Below are 18,137 nucleotides of genomic sequence, written 5' to 3' on the forward strand. Positions count from 1 at the left end.
TGCTAAATATCACGATAGACGCGGCAGCCGCGTGAGCTTCGGCGCAGGAAAAACGACATGAGCCTCTCGGCCGAAGAAATCGAGCGCTACGCCCGCCATATCGTTCTGCGCGAGGTCGGCGGGCCGGGCCAGCAGCGGCTGAAAAAAGCGCGCGTGCTGGTCGTCGGCGCGGGTGGGCTCGGGTCGCCGCTGCTGCAATATCTCGCGGCTGGCGGCGTCGGCGCGCTGGGCATTGTCGATGACGACGAGGTCTCGCTGTCCAATCTGCAGCGGCAGGTGATCCATCACACTACCGCCGTCGGGCGGCTGAAGGTGGACAGTGCGAAAGACGCCATCCATCGGCTCAACCCGCATGTGCGCGTCGAGCCCCATGCGCTGCGCCTCACGGAGCACAATGCGCGGGCGCTGATCGCGGATTATGACATTGTCGCCGACGGCTCCGATAATTTTTCGACGCGCTATCTCGTCTCCGACGCCTGCTTCTTCGAGAAGAAGCCGCTCGTCACGGCGGCCGTCGGCGGCTTCGACGCCTCGCTGACGACGCTGCGTCCCTTCGAGAACGACGCTTCGGGCCGCCCCAACCCGACCTATCGCTGCCTCTTCCCGGCGGCGCCGCCAGCGGGCGCCGTGCCGAGCTGCGAGGAGGCCGGCGTGCTCGGCGCGCTGACGGGAATCGTCGGCGCGATGATGGCGCTGGAGGTAATCCGCGAGATCGTCGGCTTCGGCGAGGGGCTGGTCGGGCGCCTGCTGCTGATGGACGCCCGCTCCATGCGCTTCGAGACCCTGCGCTACGCCTATGATCCCGACAATCCGCTGACGGGCGTCACAGCGCCGCGATAATTGCGATCTCGACCTTGTAATCGGGCGTGACGAGCTTCGCCTCGACAGTGGCGCGCGCCGGCGGATTGCTCTTGTCGACCCAGACGTCCCAAACCGAGTTCATCTCGGCGAAAGTGGCGATATCGGCGAGATAGATCGTCGCCGAGAGAATCTTCGCCTTCTCGCTGCCGGCCTCCTGCAGAATCGTGTCGATGAGGCCGAGAATCTCGCGCGTCTGATCGGCGACCGCGCCGCCCTTGGCCGCCTCGGCCACCTGGCCCGCCGTATAGATCACGCCGCCATGAACGACGGCCTTGCTCATGCGCGCGCCGGCGCCGATCCGCTTGATGGACATTTTTTCAGTCTCCGAAGGTTGCGCGTGGACTCTGGGAGGAGCGCAGCGGCGGGGAGCCGCTTCATAGGCTGGAGCTATATATCGAGTGAAAAGCTCTATCGTAGCTCTACATACACAAAGAGCGGGGACGGCCCTTGCCTCTCCCCACTCTTTGGTACCCGTCCTTTGACCGGACTCATCGATTGGCGCCATCCGCGAGAATAGTGTGGAGCGTCTCGCGAGACGTGCAGAGTTCCGGCGTCCTCCCCGACTTGGACCTCAGCCAGCGATTGGTCGAACGCATTCTGCGTTCATATGTTTTTAGCCAGCTCGGCGAAGGGGACATTATGACAGCCGTGGCGTTTTGTCACCCAAAAAAGCCTGCCGCTGGAATGAAATTGTGCGGAGGGCGCCCGACTTCGAAGCAGGCTGTCCTCCGCTCGAGCGGAAAGGCGCGCCGACCCACCCTGGGAGCCGGCGCACACCCCTACCTGAAAGGATAGGTCAGAGCGGGATATTGTCGTGCTTCTTCCAGGGGTTTTCCAATTCCTTGTGGCGCAGCAGGGCGAGCGCGCGGGCGATGCGCTTGCGCGTCGCGCTCGGCATGATGACCTCGTCGATATAGCCGCGCTCGGCGGCGACGAAGGGCGACAGGAAGCGGTCCTCATATTCCTTGGTGCGCTGGGCGATCTTCTCGGCGTCGCCGATATCGGCGCGGAAAATGATCTCGACTGCGCCCTTGGCGCCCATGACGGCGATCTGCGCCGAAGGCCAGGCGTAGTTGACGTCGCCGCGCAAATGCTTGGAGGCCATGACGTCATAGGCGCCGCCGAAGGCTTTGCGGGTGATGAGCGTCACTTTCGGCACAGTGGCCTCGGCATAGGCGAAGAGCAGCTTGGCGCCATGCTTGATGAGGCCGCCATATTCCTGCGCCGTGCCGGGCAGGAAGCCGGGAACGTCGACGAAGGTGACGATCGGAATATTGAAGCAGTCGCAGAAGCGCACGAATCGCGCCGCCTTCTTTGAGGCGTCGATGTCGAGCACGCCGGCCAGCACCATGGGCTGATTGGCGACAAAGCCGACCGTGCGGCCCTCGATGCGGCCGAAGCCCACGACGATATTCTTGGCGTGCGTCTCCTGAATCTCGAAGAAATCGCCCTCATCGGCGATCTTCGTGATCAGCTCCTTGATATCATAGGGCTTGTTCGGATTATCGGGGACCAGAGTGTCGAGCGAGGCGTCCAGGCGCTCGGCCTCGTCGAAGCTCGGCCACTCCGGCGGCTCCTCCTTATTGGAGGAGGGCAGGAAATCGATGAGCCGACGCATCTGCAGCAGCGCCTCGACGTCATTGTCGAAGGCCTTGTCGGCGATGGAGCTCTTGGTTGTGTGCACCGAGGCGCCGCCAAGCTCTTCCGCCGTCACCGTCTCATTGGTGACGGTCTTCACGACGTCCGGGCCAGTGACGAACATATAGCTCGTGTCGCGCACCATGAAGATGAAGTCGGTCATGGCCGGCGAATAGACGTCGCCGCCGGCGCAGGGTCCCATGATGACGGAAATCTGCGGGATGACGCCCGAGGCCATCACATTGCGCTGGAACACTTCGCCATAGCCGCCGAGCGCCGCGACGCCCTCCTGAATGCGCGCGCCGCCGGCGTCGAACAGGCCGATGATGGGCGCCCTGTTCTTCAGCGCCATATCCTGCAGCTTGGTGATCTTCTGCGCATGGGTCTCGGAGAGCGAGCCGCCGAAGACGGTGAAGTCCTTGGCGAAGACGAAGACGGCGCGGCCATTGACCGTGCCCCAGCCGGTGACGACGCCGTCGCCGGAGATTTTCTCGCCCTTGTCCATGCCGAAATCGGCGCAGCGGTGCTCGACGAACATGTCGAACTCCTCGAAGGAGCCGTGATCGAGCAGCAGCTCGATACGCTCGCGCGCCGTGAGCTTGCCGCGCGCATGCTGTGCGTCGATGCGCTTGACGCCGCCGCCGAGGCGCGCCGAGGCGCGCCGCTGCTCGAGACCTTCGATGATATGTTTCATGGAACGACCGATCCTGCAGGTTGAATGGATGCGCCGAGGAATTCCCCGCTCGACGGCTCTTTTACAGCTTTGGCGAGCCGAGCCGCCAGCGGGCGATCTCGGCGGCGGAAAGGAGGTGAACGCGATCCGGCGAGGTGCGCTCGGCCAATGCGATGAGATCGCGGCTGACGCCCATGGAATCGCTGTAGCGGGTGAGCGTGCGGCGCATTCCGCCATCGTCATAGTGGCGTTCGCGCAGCGTCTCGCCGCTCGTCGGATCGACGCCATCGACGTAATTGAACATGCGATGGACGCCGACTCGGCTCTGGCGCGGGATCACCCGCTTGCGGCCGCCCATCAGCGCATAGACGCAGGCGGAATAGCAGCGGCCGGAAACCAGCGCGCCGCTCGTCGGCTCGACGCGCGCGACGATCACCGCCATGCCGAGGCGGCGCAGCGCCTGGCCGAGCTGCATGGAAGCGAGCACGCGGCCGCCGGGCGAGTCGAGCAGCACAATGCTGCGCAGCTCGGTCTCGCGCCCCTGCTCGCGCAGAAAGCCGACAAAAGCGTCGGCCGTGTCCTCGACGATCTCGCCCTCCGCCACGATGACACGAGGGCAATGGTCGGCGCAGCGGGCGTTCGCCGTCGTCGCGAGATGGAACGACATCTCCTCGGCGCGGGCCGAAGGCGCCGCGAGCAATGCGGCCAAAGCGAGGAGAAGGACGAAATTTCGGCTCATGCTCTCGGCGCTGCGTCTCTCATCCCTTGCGGCCAAATCCCGCCCTCCCACGCGTCCCGGCGCGGCCGAATGACGGGACCTCTCCCGGGGCGCGGCGTGGTGGGCGGTGACGGACTCGAACCGCCGACCCTCTCGGTGTAAACGAGACGCTCTACCAACTGAGCTAACCGCCCGCGCGCCGACCGGGATCGACGCCGCATTGTTTACGGGAGGGCGCCCCCTCCGCGCAAGACGCGTCGCGCAGGCGTTTTGAAACGACAATGCCGCCGGCGACGTTCGCGCCCCGGCGGCGAGCCTGGAAATCGGTCGAAAGGGGAGATCGGCGCGACAGGCCAGCCTCGCTCGGCTCACTTGGTCTTGTTGAGCTCCGCTTTGAGCGTGGCGCCGGGCTTGAAGCGGGCGCTCGTGGAAGCAGGGATCTTGATCTCTTCGCCGGTCGCGGGATTACGGCCCTTGCCGGCCGCGCGCTTCTTGACCGAGAAGGTGCCGAAACCGACGAGCCGCACCTCTTCGCCCTTCTTGAGGGCCAAGGTGATGCCGTCGATCACCGCGTCGATGGCGGCGGCGGCGGCGGCCTTCGAGGTTTCGGTCGCCTCGGCGACATGCTCGACCAGTTCCAATTTATTGACCATGGTCTCATCCCTTCTGCTTCCGCCGGGAGCCGGTCGTCGACACGGGCTGAGCGCCGAAAATCGAGCGGCGTCGAATCGTTCGGACCCGGCACAGAGGAGTGATGTGCCGGAATGTCAGCAAAAGCAAGGGTTAGAACAACAGGCAGCGCCGGAATCCCTGGAATTCCGGGCGCCTATGGGCGAGATGATGGGAAAATCCCCGGCGAGCCGGGCTTCGAGCCGCCGAGCCCGAGGACGGCGGCCCCTCCCCCGCGGCAACGCCGCAGGCGGAGGGGCCGGAGTCTTCAGTGGGCGCGCACGCCGGCCGCGTCGTCCTCGACGACCGTCTTGGCGATCTGAGCCGTAGGCTCCTCCCAAACGATCGGCGTCGGCTGACGCACGAGCGCGTGGGCGAGCACCTCGTCCATTCGAGACACCGGCACGACCTCGAGGCCATTCTTCACCGAGTCGGGAATATCGGCCAAATCCTTGGCGTTCTCTTCCGGGATCAGCACCTTCTTGAGGCCGCCGCGCAGCGCCGCGAGCAGCTTCTCCTTCAGGCCGCCGATCGGCAGCACGCGGCCGCGTAGCGTGATCTCGCCGGTCATGGCGATGTCGCGGCGCACCGGAATGCCGGTGAGGATCGAGACGATCGTCGTCGCCATCGCCGTGCCGGCCGAGGGGCCATCCTTGGGCGTCGCGCCTTCCGGCACATGCACATGGATGTCGCGACGGTCGAAGAGCGGCGGCTCTATGCCGAAATCGACGGCGCGGGAGCGCACGTAAGAGGCGGCGGCGGAGATCGACTCCTTCATCACCTCCTGCAGATTGCCGGTCACGGTCATCTTGCCCTTGCCGGGCATCATCACGCCTTCGATCGTCAGCAGCTCGCCGCCGACGCCGGTGACGGCGAGGCCAGTGACGACGCCCACCTGATCCTCGAGCTCCGCCTCGCCGTAGCGATATTTATGGACGCCGAGATAGTCGGTGATGTTGTCATTGGTGACGTGGACCTTCTTGCCCTTTTCCTTGGAGAGCAGGATTTCCTTCACCGCCTTGCGGGCGAGGTTGGAGAGCTCACGCTCGAGATTGCGCACGCCGGCTTCCCGCGTGTAGCGGCGCACCAGCGTCAGCAGCGCTTCGTCGTCGATCGACCATTCGTCGGCGGCGAGGCCGTGCTTCTTGACCGCATTCGGAATGAGATGCTTGCGCGCGATCTCGGCCTTCTCGTCCTCCGTGTAGCCGGCGATACGGATGAGCTCCATGCGGTCCATCAAGGGCGCAGGGATGTTCAGCGTGTTCGACGTCGTCACGAACATGACATTGGACAGGTCGTAATCGACCTCGAGATAGTGATCCGCGAAAGTGGCGTTCTGCTCCGGATCGAGCACCTCGAGCAGAGCGGACGACGGATCGCCGCGGAAGTCCATGCCCATCTTGTCGATCTCGTCGAGCAGGAAGAGCGGGTTGGACGTCTTCGCCTTGCGCATCGACTGGATGATCTTGCCGGGCATGGAGCCGATATAGGTGCGGCGATGGCCGCGGATCTCCGCCTCGTCGCGCACGCCGCCGAGCGACATGCGCACGAACTCGCGGCCCGTGGCCTTGGCGATCGACTTGCCGAGCGAGGTCTTGCCGACGCCGGGCGGGCCGACGAGGCACAGGATCGGGCCGGTCAGCTTATTGGCGCGGCTCTGCACGGCGAGATATTCGAGAATGCGCTCCTTGACCTTCTCGAGGCCGAAATGATCGGCGTCGAGAACGCTCTGCGCAGCCTCGAGATCGCGCTTGATCTTGGACTTCTTGCCCCAGGGCAGCGCCAGCAGCCAGTCGAGATAATTGCGCACCACCGTCGCTTCCGCGGACATCGGCGACATTTGACGCAGCTTCTTGAACTCGGCGACGGCCTTGTCGCGCGCCTCCTTGGAGAGCTTGGTGTTCTTGATGCGCTCCTCGAGCTCGGCGAGATCATCCTTGCCGTCCTCGTCGCCCAGCTCCTTCTGGATCGCCTTCATCTGCTCGTTGAGATAATACTCGCGCTGCGTCTTCTCCATCTGGCGCTTGACGCGCGTGCGGATGCGCTTCTCCACCTGCAGCACGGAGATCTCGCTCTCCATCAGCGCGAGGCATTTCTCCAGGCGCTTGGCGACGGCGATCGTCTCCAGCACATCCTGCTTCTCGGCGATCTTCACCGAGAGATGCGAGGCGACCGTGTCGGCGAGCTTGGAGAAATCGTCGATCTGCGTGACGGCGGCGGCGATCTCCGGCGAGACCTTCTTGTTGAGCTTCACATAAGAGTCGAACTCGGCGATGACGGAGCGGCCGAGCGCCTCCACCTCGACGGGCTGATCGATCTCGTCGCCGAGCGCCTCGGCGTCGGCCTCGTGATATTCATCGACGCGCGTGTAGTTGCGCACCTTGGCGCGGCCCACGCCTTCCACCAGCACTTTGACAGTGCCGTCGGGCAGCTTCAGCAGCTGCAGCACGGAAGCGAGCGTGCCGATGGAATAGATCGCGTCGGGAGCCGGATCGTCGTCGCCCGCATTCTTCTGCGTCGCGAGCAGAATGAGCCGCTCGGACTTCGTCACCTCTTCCAGCGCGCGGATCGACTTGTCGCGCGCGACGAAGAGCGGAACGATCATATGCGGAAAGACCACTATGTCGCGCAGCGGCAGAACCGGATAACTCTCGATTGCGCCGGGAACGATGGAATTGCGCTTTTCGTTCGTCATATCTTTTTTCCTGTTCCGTTTCGCTCCCCGCCGAGGAGACGGGGCGAGGCGACGCTCTGACGCAAAGGGACGCTTCTGACGTTAAAGGGACGCTTGCAAGTTCCAGGCCCGACAATCCGGCGGAAATCCGCCTTTCGAGAGACCCGCTCACACGCGAACGGCGTCGAAGGCGATTACGCAACAAATGGGCCTAGCGGCAGAACGATTCAAGATACTGGAAAAACAGACGCATGTAGCAGAATGGGCGGGAGCTGCGAAAGAAGTCGCGCTCCCGCGCCTAAAAAAGCGTCAGGCGCTGGCGCCGCCGCTCTTTTCGTTACGCTCGGCGTAAATGTAGAGCGGACGCGCCTTGCCCTCGACGACCTCGGGTCCGATGACGACCTGCTCCACGCCCTCGAGGCCCGGCAGCTCGAACATGGTGTCGAGCAGAATGCCCTCCATGATGGAGCGCAAGCCGCGCGCGCCGGTGTGGCGCTCGATCGCCTTGCGGGCGACGGAAGAGAGCGCCTCGTCCTGGAAGGTGAGCTCGGTGCTCTCCATCTCGAACAGCCGCTGATACTGCTTGACCAGCGCATTCTTCGGCTCGGTGAGGATGCGCTTCAGCGCCTCCTCGTCGAGATCCTCGAGCGTGGCAATCACCGGCAGACGGCCGACGAATTCCGGGATGAGACCGAACTTGAGCAGATCCTCCGGCTGCACATGGCGGAAGATGTCGCCCGTGCGGCGCTCGTCCGGCGCCTGCACATTGGCGCCGAAGCCGATGGAGGTGCCCCGACCGCGCGAGGAGATGATCTTCTCGAGGCCGGCGAAGGCGCCGCCGCAGATGAAGAGGATGTTGGTCGTGTCGACCTGCAGAAACTCCTGCTGCGGATGCTTGCGCCCGCCCTGCGGCGGCACGGAGGCGATGGTGCCTTCCATGATCTTCAGCAGCGCCTGCTGCACGCCCTCGCCCGACACATCGCGCGTGATCGACGGATTGTCCGATTTGCGCGAGATCTTGTCGATCTCGTCGACATAGACGATGCCGCGCTGCGCGCGCTCGACATTGTAGTCGGAGGCCTGCAGCAGCTTGAGGATGATGTTCTCGACATCCTCGCCGACATAGCCCGCCTCGGTGAGCGTCGTGGCGTCGGCCATGGTGAAGGGAACGTCGAGGATGCGCGCCAGCGTCTGCGCGAGCATCGTCTTGCCGACGCCCGTCGGGCCGATGAGCAGAATGTTGGATTTCGCCAGCTCGACATCGCCATGCTTGGCGGCGTGATTGAGGCGCTTGTAGTGATTGTGCACGGCGACCGACAGCACGCGCTTGGCCTGCGCCTGGCCGATCACATAATCGTCGAGGACCTTGCAGATCTCACGCGGCGTCGGAATGCCGTCGCGCTGCTTGACGATGGACTTGTTCTCCTCACGGATGATGTCCATGCACAGCTCGACGCATTCGTCGCAGATGAAAACCGTCGGACCGGCGATGAGCTTGCGCACCTCATGCTGGCTCTTGCCACAAAATGAGCAGTAGAGCGTGTTCTTCGAATCGCTGCTGCCGACCTTGCTCATGTCTCGTCTCCTGACCGATCGGCCCGCTGTGGCGAATCGAACCAACCTCACTCGATATCAGCGAGGGCCTAACAAAAGGTGCAAGCAGGCTCGCCCCGCCGCTCTCCCCCGTCCCCAGCCTCTACCGCGGATGCCAGTCTATAAGTCCCGGCCCGCAATGCAACCACGACGCCCGCATATAAATCAAGCAAGAATCGCGCCTTGGGAAGAGGGCCTGCGCCTTTTCTCGGCGCCTCCCCCTTCTAAAGAGTAAATTCCCTGGAAATCAAGCTCTTGACCCAGGGCGTCGCCGAATGTGCGACAGTCTCGAGACGTTACGTTCTCAGTTTTTTGGCGACAGGATTCAAGCGGAGCCTGTACGCATCCGGCATTCCCGAGCCGAGCAGAGGACGCAGATAAAGCCGGAAGGCGTCAGTGACATCCGTGCCATCCGCTGTCAGAAACTCGGCCGGCATCACCTTGGTCTTGCCGGCGACCTCCACGAGCGGCGTGAGCCGATAATCCACAGAGTAGAATCCCGTGCGGTGAATCGTCACGGAGCCGTCGCGATCGCCCCATAGCGCGAACTGCACCGCCTTCTCGCCGACCTCGCGCGCCTCGCGCTGATCCACATCGGAGACGCAGCCGACGAAGCTGCGTTGCACATAGCCGAAAGTATCGGCGCGCACGCGCTTCAAGCCGAGCTTCGTCTTGACGAGCTCCGTCAGCATATCGGCGAGAGCGCCGCCGCCCAAATGCACATTGCCATGCGCGTCCTTCTCCACCTGCTCGGCGAGCTTGACGGCGATCGGCGTATGGTTCTCGTCGGAGATTCCCTCGGACACGGCGACGACGCAGCGCCCATATTTGTCCATCGTCGCTTTGACGTCGGCGAGAAAACGCTCGGTGTCGAAGGCGCGCTCGGGCACATAGATGAGATGCGGCCCGTCGTCCGGGAATTTCTTGCCGAGCGCGGAGGCGGCGGTCAGAAAGCCGGCATGGCGGCCCATGACCACGGCGATATAGACGCCGGGCAGCGCCCAATTGTCGAGATTGGCGCCGGCGAAAGCCTGCGCGACCCAACGCGCCGCCGAAGGAAAGCCCGGCGTGTGATCGTTGATCATCAGATCATTGTCGATCGTCTTCGGAATATGGACGACGCGCAGCGGATAATCGGCCTTGATCGCCTCCTCGGACACGATGCGCACCGTGTCGGAGCTGTCGTTTCCGCCTATATAGAAGAAGCAGCCGATCTCATGCGCGCGCAGCACCTCGAAGATCTCGTGGCAATATTTGAGATCGGGCTTGTCGCGCGTCGAGCCCAGCGCCGAGGAGGGCGTGCAGGCGACCATCTCGAGATTATGCGTCGTCTCCTGCGTCAGATCGACGAAATCCTCATTCACGATTCCACGCACGCCGTGATAGGCGCCATAGACGCGATCCACCGCGCGGAACTTGCGCGACTCCAGCACGGCGCCGACGAGAGACTGATTGATGACGGCGGTCGGTCCGCCGCCTTGCGCGATGAGGACCTTGGAGAAATCGATCTTCGACACGAGGAATGCTCCGAGAGAGTAGCCAGTCGTGAGTGACGAGCAGCGGCGAGCGAGCGTGAGTTACGCCGCTCGCCACACGCTGCTCATTGCGTTTCTCACACCAATGCGCCGTGGCAGTGCTTGAACTTCTTGCCCGAGCCGCAGGGGCAGGCCTCGTTGCGGCCGACCTTGCCCCATGTCGCAGGATTGGCGGGATCGCGCGCGGCCTCGGCCTCTGCTGCGCCGGCGCTCGTCGCCTGCGACGAAAAATCGGCGGCGGCGAGGCGGGCGTTGAGCTCGGCGAGCGCGCTCTCTCCGCCGCCGGCGGCGTTCGGATCGGGATGCACATATTCCATGGGCGGCAATTCGGCCGGCGCCGGCGGCGCCTCGAAAGAGACCTCGACGCGCATCAGCTGCGAGACGACGGTCTCGTCCCAATGCGTCATCAGGCTGCGGAACAGCTCGAGCGCCTCGGACTTGTATTCGTTGAGCGGATCGCGCTGCGCCAGGCCGCGCCAGCCGATCACCTGACGAAGATGGTCGAGCACGACGAGATGGTCGCGCCACAGATGATCGAGCGCCTGCAGCACCACCTGCTTCTCGATCATGCGCGAGAGCTGCTCGGTGTTGCGCTCGACGCGCTCGGCGTAGGACTGGTTCGCCGCGGCGAGCAGGCGCTCCTTGATCTCCTCGTCGGCGATGCCTTCTTCCTTCGCCCAATCCTCGATCGGCAGATCGAGATTGAGCTGCGCGCGCGCCGCCTCGGAGAGGCCTTCGACGTCCCAGGCCTCGGCATAGGCGTCATGCGGAATATGCTTGGCGACGAGCTCGACGACCACGTCCTCGCGCATCTCGTTCACCGTCTCCTCGACGCTCTCCTCCGCCATGATCTCGCGCCGGCGCTCGAAGATCACCTTGCGCTGGTCGTTCATGACATTGTCGAATTTGAGGATGTTCTTGCGAATGTCGAAGTTGCGCGCCTCGACCTTGTGCTGCGCCTTCTCCAACGCCTTGTTGATCCAGGGATGGACGATCGCCTCGCCGTCCTGCAGGCCGAGCTTCACCAGCATCGACTCCATGCGCTCGGAGCCGAAGATGCGCATGAGATCGTCCTGCAGCGACAGGAAGAATTTCGAGCGGCCGGGATCGCCCTGACGGCCCGAGCGGCCGCGCAGCTGATTGTCGATGCGGCGGCTCTCGTGACGCTCCGTGCCGATGATGTAGAGGCCGCCGGCGACCAGCGCCTTCTCCTTGAATTCGGCGATCTCGGCGCGAATCTCGGCCTCCTTCGCCTCGCGGGCGACGCCCTCGAGCCCGGCGCATTCCTGCGAGACGCGCATCTCTATATTGCCGCCGAGCTGAATGTCGGTGCCGCGGCCGGCCATATTGGTGGCGATGGTGATCGCGCCCGGCACGCCGGCCTCGGCGACGATATAGGCCTCCTGCTCGTGGAAGCGCGCGTTGAGCACGGCGAACTGCCGCGATGGCTGGCCGCTGCGCGCCGCCTCATAGAGCTTGGCGAGCGCCTTCGCCGGCTCGGAGAAGTCGATCTGCTTATAGCCCTTGGAGAGCAGGAATTCGGCGAGTTGCTCGGATTTCTCGATCGACGTCGTGCCGACGAGCAGCGGCTGCATCTTGGCGTTCGCCGCCTCGATCTCGCTCGCGATGGCGTCGAGCTTCTCGCGGCCGGTGCGATAGACCTCGTCGTCCTCGTCGATGCGCTGCACCGGGCGATTGGTCGGGATTTCGATCACGTCGAGCTTGTAGATCTCGGCGAACTCGTCGGCTTCCGTCGAGGCCGTGCCGGTCATGCCGGCGAGCTTCTCATAGAGGCGGAAGTAATTCTGGAAGGTGATGGAGGCGAGGGTGACGTTCTCGGGCTGGACCGTCTGGCGCTCCTTGGCCTCGAGCGCCTGATGCAGCCCTTCCGAATAGCGCCGGCCCGGCATCATGCGGCCGGTGAACTCGTCGATGATGACGACCTCGCCCTTGCGGACGATGTAATCCTTGTCGCGCTGAAACAGCTTGTGCGCGCGCAAGCCTTGATTGACATGGTGAACGAGCGTGACGTTCTGCGCCTCGTAGAGCGCGCCGTCGGCGAGCACGCCGGCCTCGGCCAGCAGCTCCTCCATATGCTCATTGCCGGCCTCCGTCAGATTGACGGTGCGCTGCTTCTCGTCCAGCTCGTAATCTTCCTTGTCGAGCTTGGGGATCAGCCTGTCTATGGCGTTGTAGAGATCGGATTTGTCGTCCGAATGGCCAGAGATGATGAGCGGCGTGCGCGCCTCGTCGATGAGGATCGAATCCACCTCGTCGACGATGGCGTAGACATGCGGGCGCTGCACCATTTGCGCCAGCTCATACTTCATATTGTCGCGCAGATAATCGAAGCCGAACTCGTTATTGGTGCCATAGGTGATGTCGCTGGCGTAGGCTTCGGCGCGATCCTCGTCGGAAATATCATGGACGATGACGCCGACGCTGAGGCCGAGGAAGCGATAGACCCGGCCCATCCATTCGGCGTCGCGGCGGGCGAGATAGTCGTTGACGGTGACGACATGGACGCCGCGGCCGGGCAGCGCGTTGAGATAGACCGCGAGCGTCGCCACCAGCGTCTTGCCCTCGCCGGTGCGCATCTCGGCGATGGCGCCCTCGTGCAGGACCATGCCGCCGATCAGCTGGACGTCGAAATGCCTCTGGCCGAGCACGCGCTTGGCTGCCTCGCGGACGGTCGCGAAGGCGGGAACCAGCAGATCGTCGAGGCGCTTGCCATTGGCCAGCTGCTCCCGGAACTCCTCGGTGCGCGCCCGCAGCGCCTCGTCCGACAAAGCTGCGAGCTCGGGCTCCAAAGCGTTGATCGCCTTGACCTTCGGCTGATAGGTCTTGAGCCGGCGGTCGTTGGCCGAGCCGAAAATCTTCTTGGCGAGAGCGCCGAGCATGCGCAAACCTTTCTAGATGAACCTCCGGCGATGAGCCGGCGGAGGCCGCCTTTTCGCACATGTTCCTTTCGATTTGCCAATTTCTTTTCGAAAGGTCGGCGGGCGCTGCCGCGCGCTCGCGCTCACGGCTGCGGCGCGACGACGGCCGAGAGATAAGAGGCGGCCGAACCCTTGTCAATGTAAGGGGAAGGCAGTCCTCCACGGCGCCGGATTCGCTTGATAACAGTTATTGGAGCATGACATAACTCCTATCATCGACTTGCGATATCGAAGGGTGATGTCATGGCCATCAGCGCTGACTTGGGAAGCCAGCTGGAGACGTTCGTCGCCGAGCTGGTGGCGTCCGGCCGCTACAATTCGAAGAGCGAGGTTCTGCGGGAAGGGGTGCGGCTCATCCAGGAACGCGAAGCCCGCCTCGCCGCGCTGGACCTCGCGATCGCCCGCGGCGTCGCCGATGCGGAGGCTGGGCGCGTCGAGCCCGCGAGCGCCGTCTTCGACCGGCTGGAGGCCAAGTTCAAGGCCATGGCCGAGCGTCGCCGCTGACGGCTGATGATCGTCGTCATTACCACACGGGCAGAGGCCGACCTCGAGCGGATCGGCGAGCGCATTGCCGAGGAGAGCCCGCAGAGGGCTGTCTCATTCGTGCGGGAGCTGCGGGAAATATGTGAGGGCCTCGGCGAAATGCCGAAGCGATTTCCCCTCGCGCCGCGCTTCGAGCGCGCCGGAATCCGCCGCAGAGTTCATGGCAACTATCTGATCTTCTACCGGATCGGACGCGAGACCGTCGAAGTGGTCCATGTGCTGCACGGCGCGATGGATTACGAGCCGCTTTTGTTTCCCGAAGGGTGAAGGGATAGCGGACCCCTTACTCCGGCGCCTCCTCTATCCGCCGGAACGGCTGCGGCAAACGGCCCTGCTCCAATAGTCTCGAGAACAGGCGCAGCCCGGCCGGCTCATTGCCATTGGGATGCACCAGCACGATGGAGCCGTCCCGCGGCGGCGGCGACAGCACCAGCCAGGCGTCCGCGCCGAGCGCGATGAGATGGCGGCGGCGCAGTTCCTCCATCAGCCGCGCATCGGCGACGAGGCCGGGAAAGCGAAAAAACACCGAGGGCGTCGCGCCGCGCTCGATCAGCAGCCGCTCCACCCGGAAAATCTCGGCGTCGAGATCGAGGCCCGGCCGCAGCAGATAATTCTGCCCATCCGCGAGGCGCGGAACATAAGGGTGGCTGTAGGAATGGCCGACCCAGTCGATTCGCAGCGTCCCATTCGCCGCCTCGGCCATCAGCCAGTCGAAATCCGCCCCATGGCGCTCGATCCAGAGCCCCGACACGGAGAGCGCGACTGGCGCGCCGGGGGCGAGTTCGGCCAATCGACGCAGAAATTCGCGGTCGAGCGGCCGACGGCTGGGGCAGAGGTCGCCGGTCAGAAAAGAGCCCGCCCCCGCCCCATGGCCGAGACCGGCGCTGATCGAGAGGCTGCGCCCAGCGGCGGCGAGGCGCGGCTCGTCTGGATCGCCCGGCCGCGGCCGCAAGGCGCGCAAAAAGCGCGTGTCCTTCTGCTCCGCCTCGGTCGTCTCGAGGCAGCGCCAGACGCTCTCCATCTCGAGGCGCGTCTCCAGCGTCGCCGGATCGACCGTCAGCGCGACCGTCTCGCCATCGAGCCGCATGCGGCGAATCGCGAGGCGCTTCTCGTCCGCCGGACCATGGCATTCGAGAAAGACAGGCCGATAATCCACGAGACGGCGCGCCGCCTCTCGTCCCCGAGCCGACGGGGCGATTGCGAGAAGAACGGCGAGCGCCCAGAATAAAGCCGCAGCGCGCCTTTGCGGGATATGGTCCATGATCGAAAAAGCTCCTCCCGAGATATCGCCTGCCCAAACCATGCCCGCCGCGGAGACGCTCGCCGTCGTCTTCCATGATCTCGCCCGCGAGAGCCCGGCCGTCGCGGCGGCGCTCGGCGGCGAGATCGCCGCGCGCTTCCGCCCGCGCGACGAGGCGCCCTTCTCCACCATCGCCCATGACGACAAGGGCGCGCTGATCGGCGGGCTCAACGGCGTCTCGCATTGGCGCTGGCTCTATATAAGGCACTTATGGGTCGCGCCGGAGAGTCGCGGCATGGGGCTCGGGACCGCTCTGCTGCGCCGCGCCGAGTCCGAAGCCCGCGCGCGCGCCTGCCTCGGCCTCTATATCGACAGCTTCGATCCGCGCGCGGCGGCGCTCTATGAGCGTTTCGGCTTCACGCGCTTCGGCGAGATCCCCGATTTTCCGCCCGGCCATAGCCGCATGTTCTTCTCCAAGAGGATCGCATGACGGAAATGACCGCCATGGTCCTGCCGCGGCCGGGAACGCCGCTCGCGGCCGAGCGCCGCCCCCTGCCCCGCCCCGGCTCCGGCGAATTGCTGCTCGCGGTCGAGGCCTGCGGCGTCTGCCGCACCGATCTCCATGTCGTCGACGGCGAGCTCGAGCATCCGAGGCTGCCGATCGTCCCCGGCCATGAAATCGTCGGCCGCGTGGCGGCGATCGGCGCCGGCGTCGCGGGCTTTTCTGTTGGAGAACGCGTCGGCGTTCCCTGGCTCGGCCACACTTGCGGCTGCTGCCCCTATTGCTCCAGCGGCCGCGAAAATCTCTGCGACGATCCGCTCTTCACCGGCTACACGCGCGACGGCGGCTACGCCACGCATACGGTCGCCGACGCCTCCTATTGCTTTGCGCTGCCGTCCCATGGCGATGCGGCGGCTCTGGCGCCGCTGCTCTGCGCCGGGCTCATCGGCTGGCGCGCGCTGAAAATGACGAGCGAGGCGCGCGACATCGGCATTTACGGTTTCGGCGCCGCAGCGCATATCGTCGCGCAAGTCGCGATCGCGCAGGGCCGGCGCATCTTTGCCTTTGTACGGCCGGGCGATGTGGCGGCGCGCGAATTCGCGCTCTCGCTCGGCGCCGTCTGGGCCGGCGGCTCCGACGAGACGCCGCCGGAAAAGCTCGACGCCGCGATCATCTTCGCGCCCGTCGGCGCGCTGGTTCCGCGCGCGCTCGCCGCTGTGCGCAAAGGCGGAATCGTCGTCTGCGGCGGCATTCACATGAGCGACATTCCCGCTTTTCCCTATGCGCTGCTGTGGGAGGAGCGTCGGCTCGTCTCCGTCGCCAATCTCACGCGCGAGGACGCGCGCGAATTTCTCGCGCTCGCGCCGCAGGTCGGAATCGACACGCATGTCGTACGCTATCCGCTGACTGCGGCCAATGAAGCGCTCGCGGATTTACGCGAAGGGCGTCTGCAAGGCGCGGCGGTGCTGATTCCGTGAGGCCTACTCCCTCTCCTGCAAAGCGGGAGAGGGCTGCAACGGCGGCAGTCGCGCGGCGATCTCCTGCGCGATGACGCCCACCTCGCGCGCAGCGTCGATGCGCGTCCATCGCATTTCGCCGAGATCATAATTGCGCTGCCGCGCCGCTATCTCCCGCGTCGCATCCGACACATCGCCCTTGCGCGCGCCGACGCGCAAGACACGAAGCGGCCCGTCGGCCTCGAGCCAAAATCCCGCGAAAGAAACGCCCGCGCGCTTCGCCGCTGCTTCCAGCGCATCGCGCTCGCTCTCGCGCGCATAAACGGCGTCGACGATGACGCACCAGCCGAAAGAGGCGACGCGCGACGCCTCATTCTGCATCGCCTCATAGATCTCGGCGGAGACCGCCGCCGTATAGGCCTCCTGCGGCAGCGGCGAGGTCGGCGCGACGCCGAACAGCTTTTTGCGCAATCGATCGCTGTTGAGAGTTCGCGCGCCCGGCGCAGCGCCGACGAGCGGCGCCAAAGCCGCCGCGACGCTGGACTTGCCGGAGCCGCTGAGCCCGCCGATCGCGACAATGCGCGACGTCGCCGGCCGCAGCAGCGCGCGCGCGAGATCGAAATAATCGCGCGTCTCCTCATTCAGCGTGGCATGATCGGCGTCCGCATCCAGCGCGCGTGCGGCGGCGACATCGGCGCGGATCGCAGCGCGCAGAGCCATGAAGAAGGGCAGCAGCGGTAGCCCCTCCGCCTCGTCGCGATGATCGAGATAGCGATTGAGCGCGAAAGCGGCGAGCGCATCCAGCCCGCGCCGGCGCAGATCCATCAGCAGAAAAGCGAGATCGTAGAGAACATCGATCGTCGCCAGCTCGTCGGAGAATTCGATGCAGTCGAAAGGCGTCGGCTCGCCGTCGACGAGGCAAATATTGCGCAGCGTGAGATCGCCATGGCAACGCCGCACCTTGCCTGCGTCGCGCCGACGATCGAGCAGCGCGCCATGCGTCTGCGGCGCCGCGCGCAGCTCGTCGGCGAGCGCGCGACGCTCCTGCGCCGAGACAATGGGAGATTTGGCGAGCGAGCTCGCATCGCCGAGATCGAGCAGCGAGGCCATGACCAAAGCGCCGCCGCGCCCTTCGATCACTTCCGCGCCATCGTGAAATTGCGCGATGCGCTCGGCGAGGCGCTCGACGAGCGACGCAGAGAGACGGCCGGCGAGCGCGAGATTGTCGAGCAGATTTTCTTCCTCGAAGCGCCGCATCTCGACGATGGCGTCGATGAGCGCGCCGTCGCCGTCGAAAGCGATCGCGCCATCGTCGCCGCGCGTGATGCGGCGCACTGCGAGATAGAGCTGCGGCGCCGTGCGGCGATTGAGCGCATATTCACGCTCGCACATTGCGAGGCGAATCTGCGGCGTGTGAAAATCGAGATAGGGAAAGACGACGTCGCGCTTGAGCTTATAGACGCGATCTTTCGTCAGCACGACGATCGAGATATGCGTGACGATCGTGCGCGCATCTTCGCCCTGCGTCATGAGAAAACGGACAGTCTCGTCCTGCGCGCCGAATGTCATGATCCGAGGGCTCCCGAAATCTCGCAG

Annotated in this window: 15 protein-coding genes and 1 tRNA gene; 5 read left to right on the top strand and 11 right to left on the bottom strand. The window is 64.8% G+C overall.

The window, feature by feature from the left end; translation table 11 throughout:
• The first annotated feature begins 57 nt into the window (after window positions 1-57).
• Entirely contained in the window at window positions 58-840 is a 783-nt protein-coding gene (locus tag K369_RS15325) for a molybdopterin-synthase adenylyltransferase MoeB (RefSeq protein ID WP_036292326.1), read from the top strand.
• Here K369_RS15325 and K369_RS15330 read toward each other — a convergent pair.
• The 9 genes from K369_RS15330 to secA all read right to left on the bottom strand — a co-directional run bounded on the left by K369_RS15330 (window position 824) and on the right by secA (window position 13,261).
• Window positions 824-1,174, bottom strand: a complete 351-nt coding sequence (locus K369_RS15330; RefSeq protein WP_018266551.1) for a RidA family protein — start codon at window positions 1,172-1,174, stop codon at window positions 824-826. The two genes, K369_RS15325 and K369_RS15330, sit on opposite strands and share 17 nt — an antisense overlap.
• A gap of 483 nt (window positions 1,175-1,657) precedes the next feature.
• Window positions 1,658-3,193 (bottom strand): acyl-CoA carboxylase subunit beta, encoded by a 1,536-nt coding sequence (locus tag K369_RS15335; RefSeq protein ID WP_018266552.1) that lies wholly within the window; start codon window positions 3,191-3,193, stop codon window positions 1,658-1,660.
• A gap of 61 nt (window positions 3,194-3,254) precedes the next feature.
• Entirely contained in the window at window positions 3,255-3,911 is a 657-nt protein-coding gene (locus K369_RS15340) for a hypothetical protein (RefSeq protein ID WP_036292327.1), read from the bottom strand.
• 97 nt (window positions 3,912-4,008) lie between these two features.
• Window positions 4,009-4,084: transfer RNA gene (locus tag K369_RS15345), tRNA-Val, on the bottom strand.
• Between the two features lie 174 nt (window positions 4,085-4,258).
• Complete coding sequence (locus K369_RS15350; protein WP_018266554.1) at window positions 4,259-4,543, bottom strand: HU family DNA-binding protein; 285 nt, start codon at window positions 4,541-4,543, stop codon at window positions 4,259-4,261.
• Between the two features lie 284 nt (window positions 4,544-4,827).
• The gene (lon, locus tag K369_RS15355) at window positions 4,828-7,254 is read right to left on the bottom strand and encodes an endopeptidase La (protein ID WP_036292328.1); all 2,427 of its coding nucleotides are present in this window, start codon (window positions 7,252-7,254) and stop codon (window positions 4,828-4,830) included.
• 288 nt (window positions 7,255-7,542) lie between these two features.
• Complete coding sequence (gene clpX / locus K369_RS15360) at window positions 7,543-8,808, bottom strand: ATP-dependent Clp protease ATP-binding subunit ClpX (protein ID WP_018266556.1); 1,266 nt, start codon at window positions 8,806-8,808, stop codon at window positions 7,543-7,545.
• Window positions 8,809-9,122: 314 nt separating this feature from the next.
• Entirely contained in the window at window positions 9,123-10,343 is a 1,221-nt protein-coding gene (locus tag K369_RS15365; RefSeq protein ID WP_024880937.1) for a 6-phosphofructokinase, read from the bottom strand.
• Between the two features lie 95 nt (window positions 10,344-10,438).
• Complete coding sequence (secA, locus tag K369_RS15370) at window positions 10,439-13,261, bottom strand: preprotein translocase subunit SecA (protein WP_036292329.1); 2,823 nt, start codon at window positions 13,259-13,261, stop codon at window positions 10,439-10,441.
• Between the two features lie 282 nt (window positions 13,262-13,543).
• Between secA and K369_RS15375 the strand changes: the two genes are divergently transcribed.
• Together K369_RS15375 and K369_RS15380 are read left to right on the top strand one after the other, a co-directional pair.
• Window positions 13,544-13,804, top strand: coding sequence for a type II toxin-antitoxin system ParD family antitoxin (locus tag K369_RS15375; RefSeq protein WP_036292330.1), 261 nt, complete (start codon window positions 13,544-13,546; stop codon window positions 13,802-13,804).
• Between the two features lie 6 nt (window positions 13,805-13,810).
• On the top strand, window positions 13,811-14,110 hold the full coding sequence (locus K369_RS15380; RefSeq protein ID WP_036292331.1) for a type II toxin-antitoxin system RelE/ParE family toxin: 300 nt from the start codon (window positions 13,811-13,813) through the stop codon (window positions 14,108-14,110).
• A gap of 16 nt (window positions 14,111-14,126) precedes the next feature.
• On the opposite strand, the gene K369_RS15385 is transcribed toward K369_RS15380, so the two are convergent.
• Complete coding sequence (locus tag K369_RS15385; protein WP_036292332.1) at window positions 14,127-15,104, bottom strand: polysaccharide deacetylase; 978 nt, start codon at window positions 15,102-15,104, stop codon at window positions 14,127-14,129.
• Here K369_RS15385 and K369_RS15390 point away from each other — a divergent pair.
• The gene (locus K369_RS15390) at window positions 15,103-15,573 is read left to right on the top strand and encodes a GNAT family N-acetyltransferase (protein WP_245278213.1); all 471 of its coding nucleotides are present in this window, start codon (window positions 15,103-15,105) and stop codon (window positions 15,571-15,573) included. The genes K369_RS15385 and K369_RS15390 overlap by 2 nt on opposite strands.
• A 5-nt stretch (window positions 15,574-15,578) precedes the next feature.
• On the top strand, window positions 15,579-16,562 hold the full coding sequence (locus K369_RS15395; RefSeq protein ID WP_036295430.1) for a zinc-dependent alcohol dehydrogenase family protein: 984 nt from the start codon (window positions 15,579-15,581) through the stop codon (window positions 16,560-16,562).
• 3 nt (window positions 16,563-16,565) lie between these two features.
• On the opposite strand, the gene K369_RS15400 is transcribed toward K369_RS15395, so the two are convergent.
• Complete coding sequence (locus tag K369_RS15400) at window positions 16,566-18,110, bottom strand: AAA family ATPase (protein WP_036292334.1); 1,545 nt, start codon at window positions 18,108-18,110, stop codon at window positions 16,566-16,568.
• Window positions 18,111-18,137: the final 27 nt, after the last annotated feature.

Source organism: Methylosinus sp. PW1 (assembly GCF_000745215.1).
Classification (GTDB): domain Bacteria; phylum Pseudomonadota; class Alphaproteobacteria; order Rhizobiales; family Beijerinckiaceae; genus Methylosinus.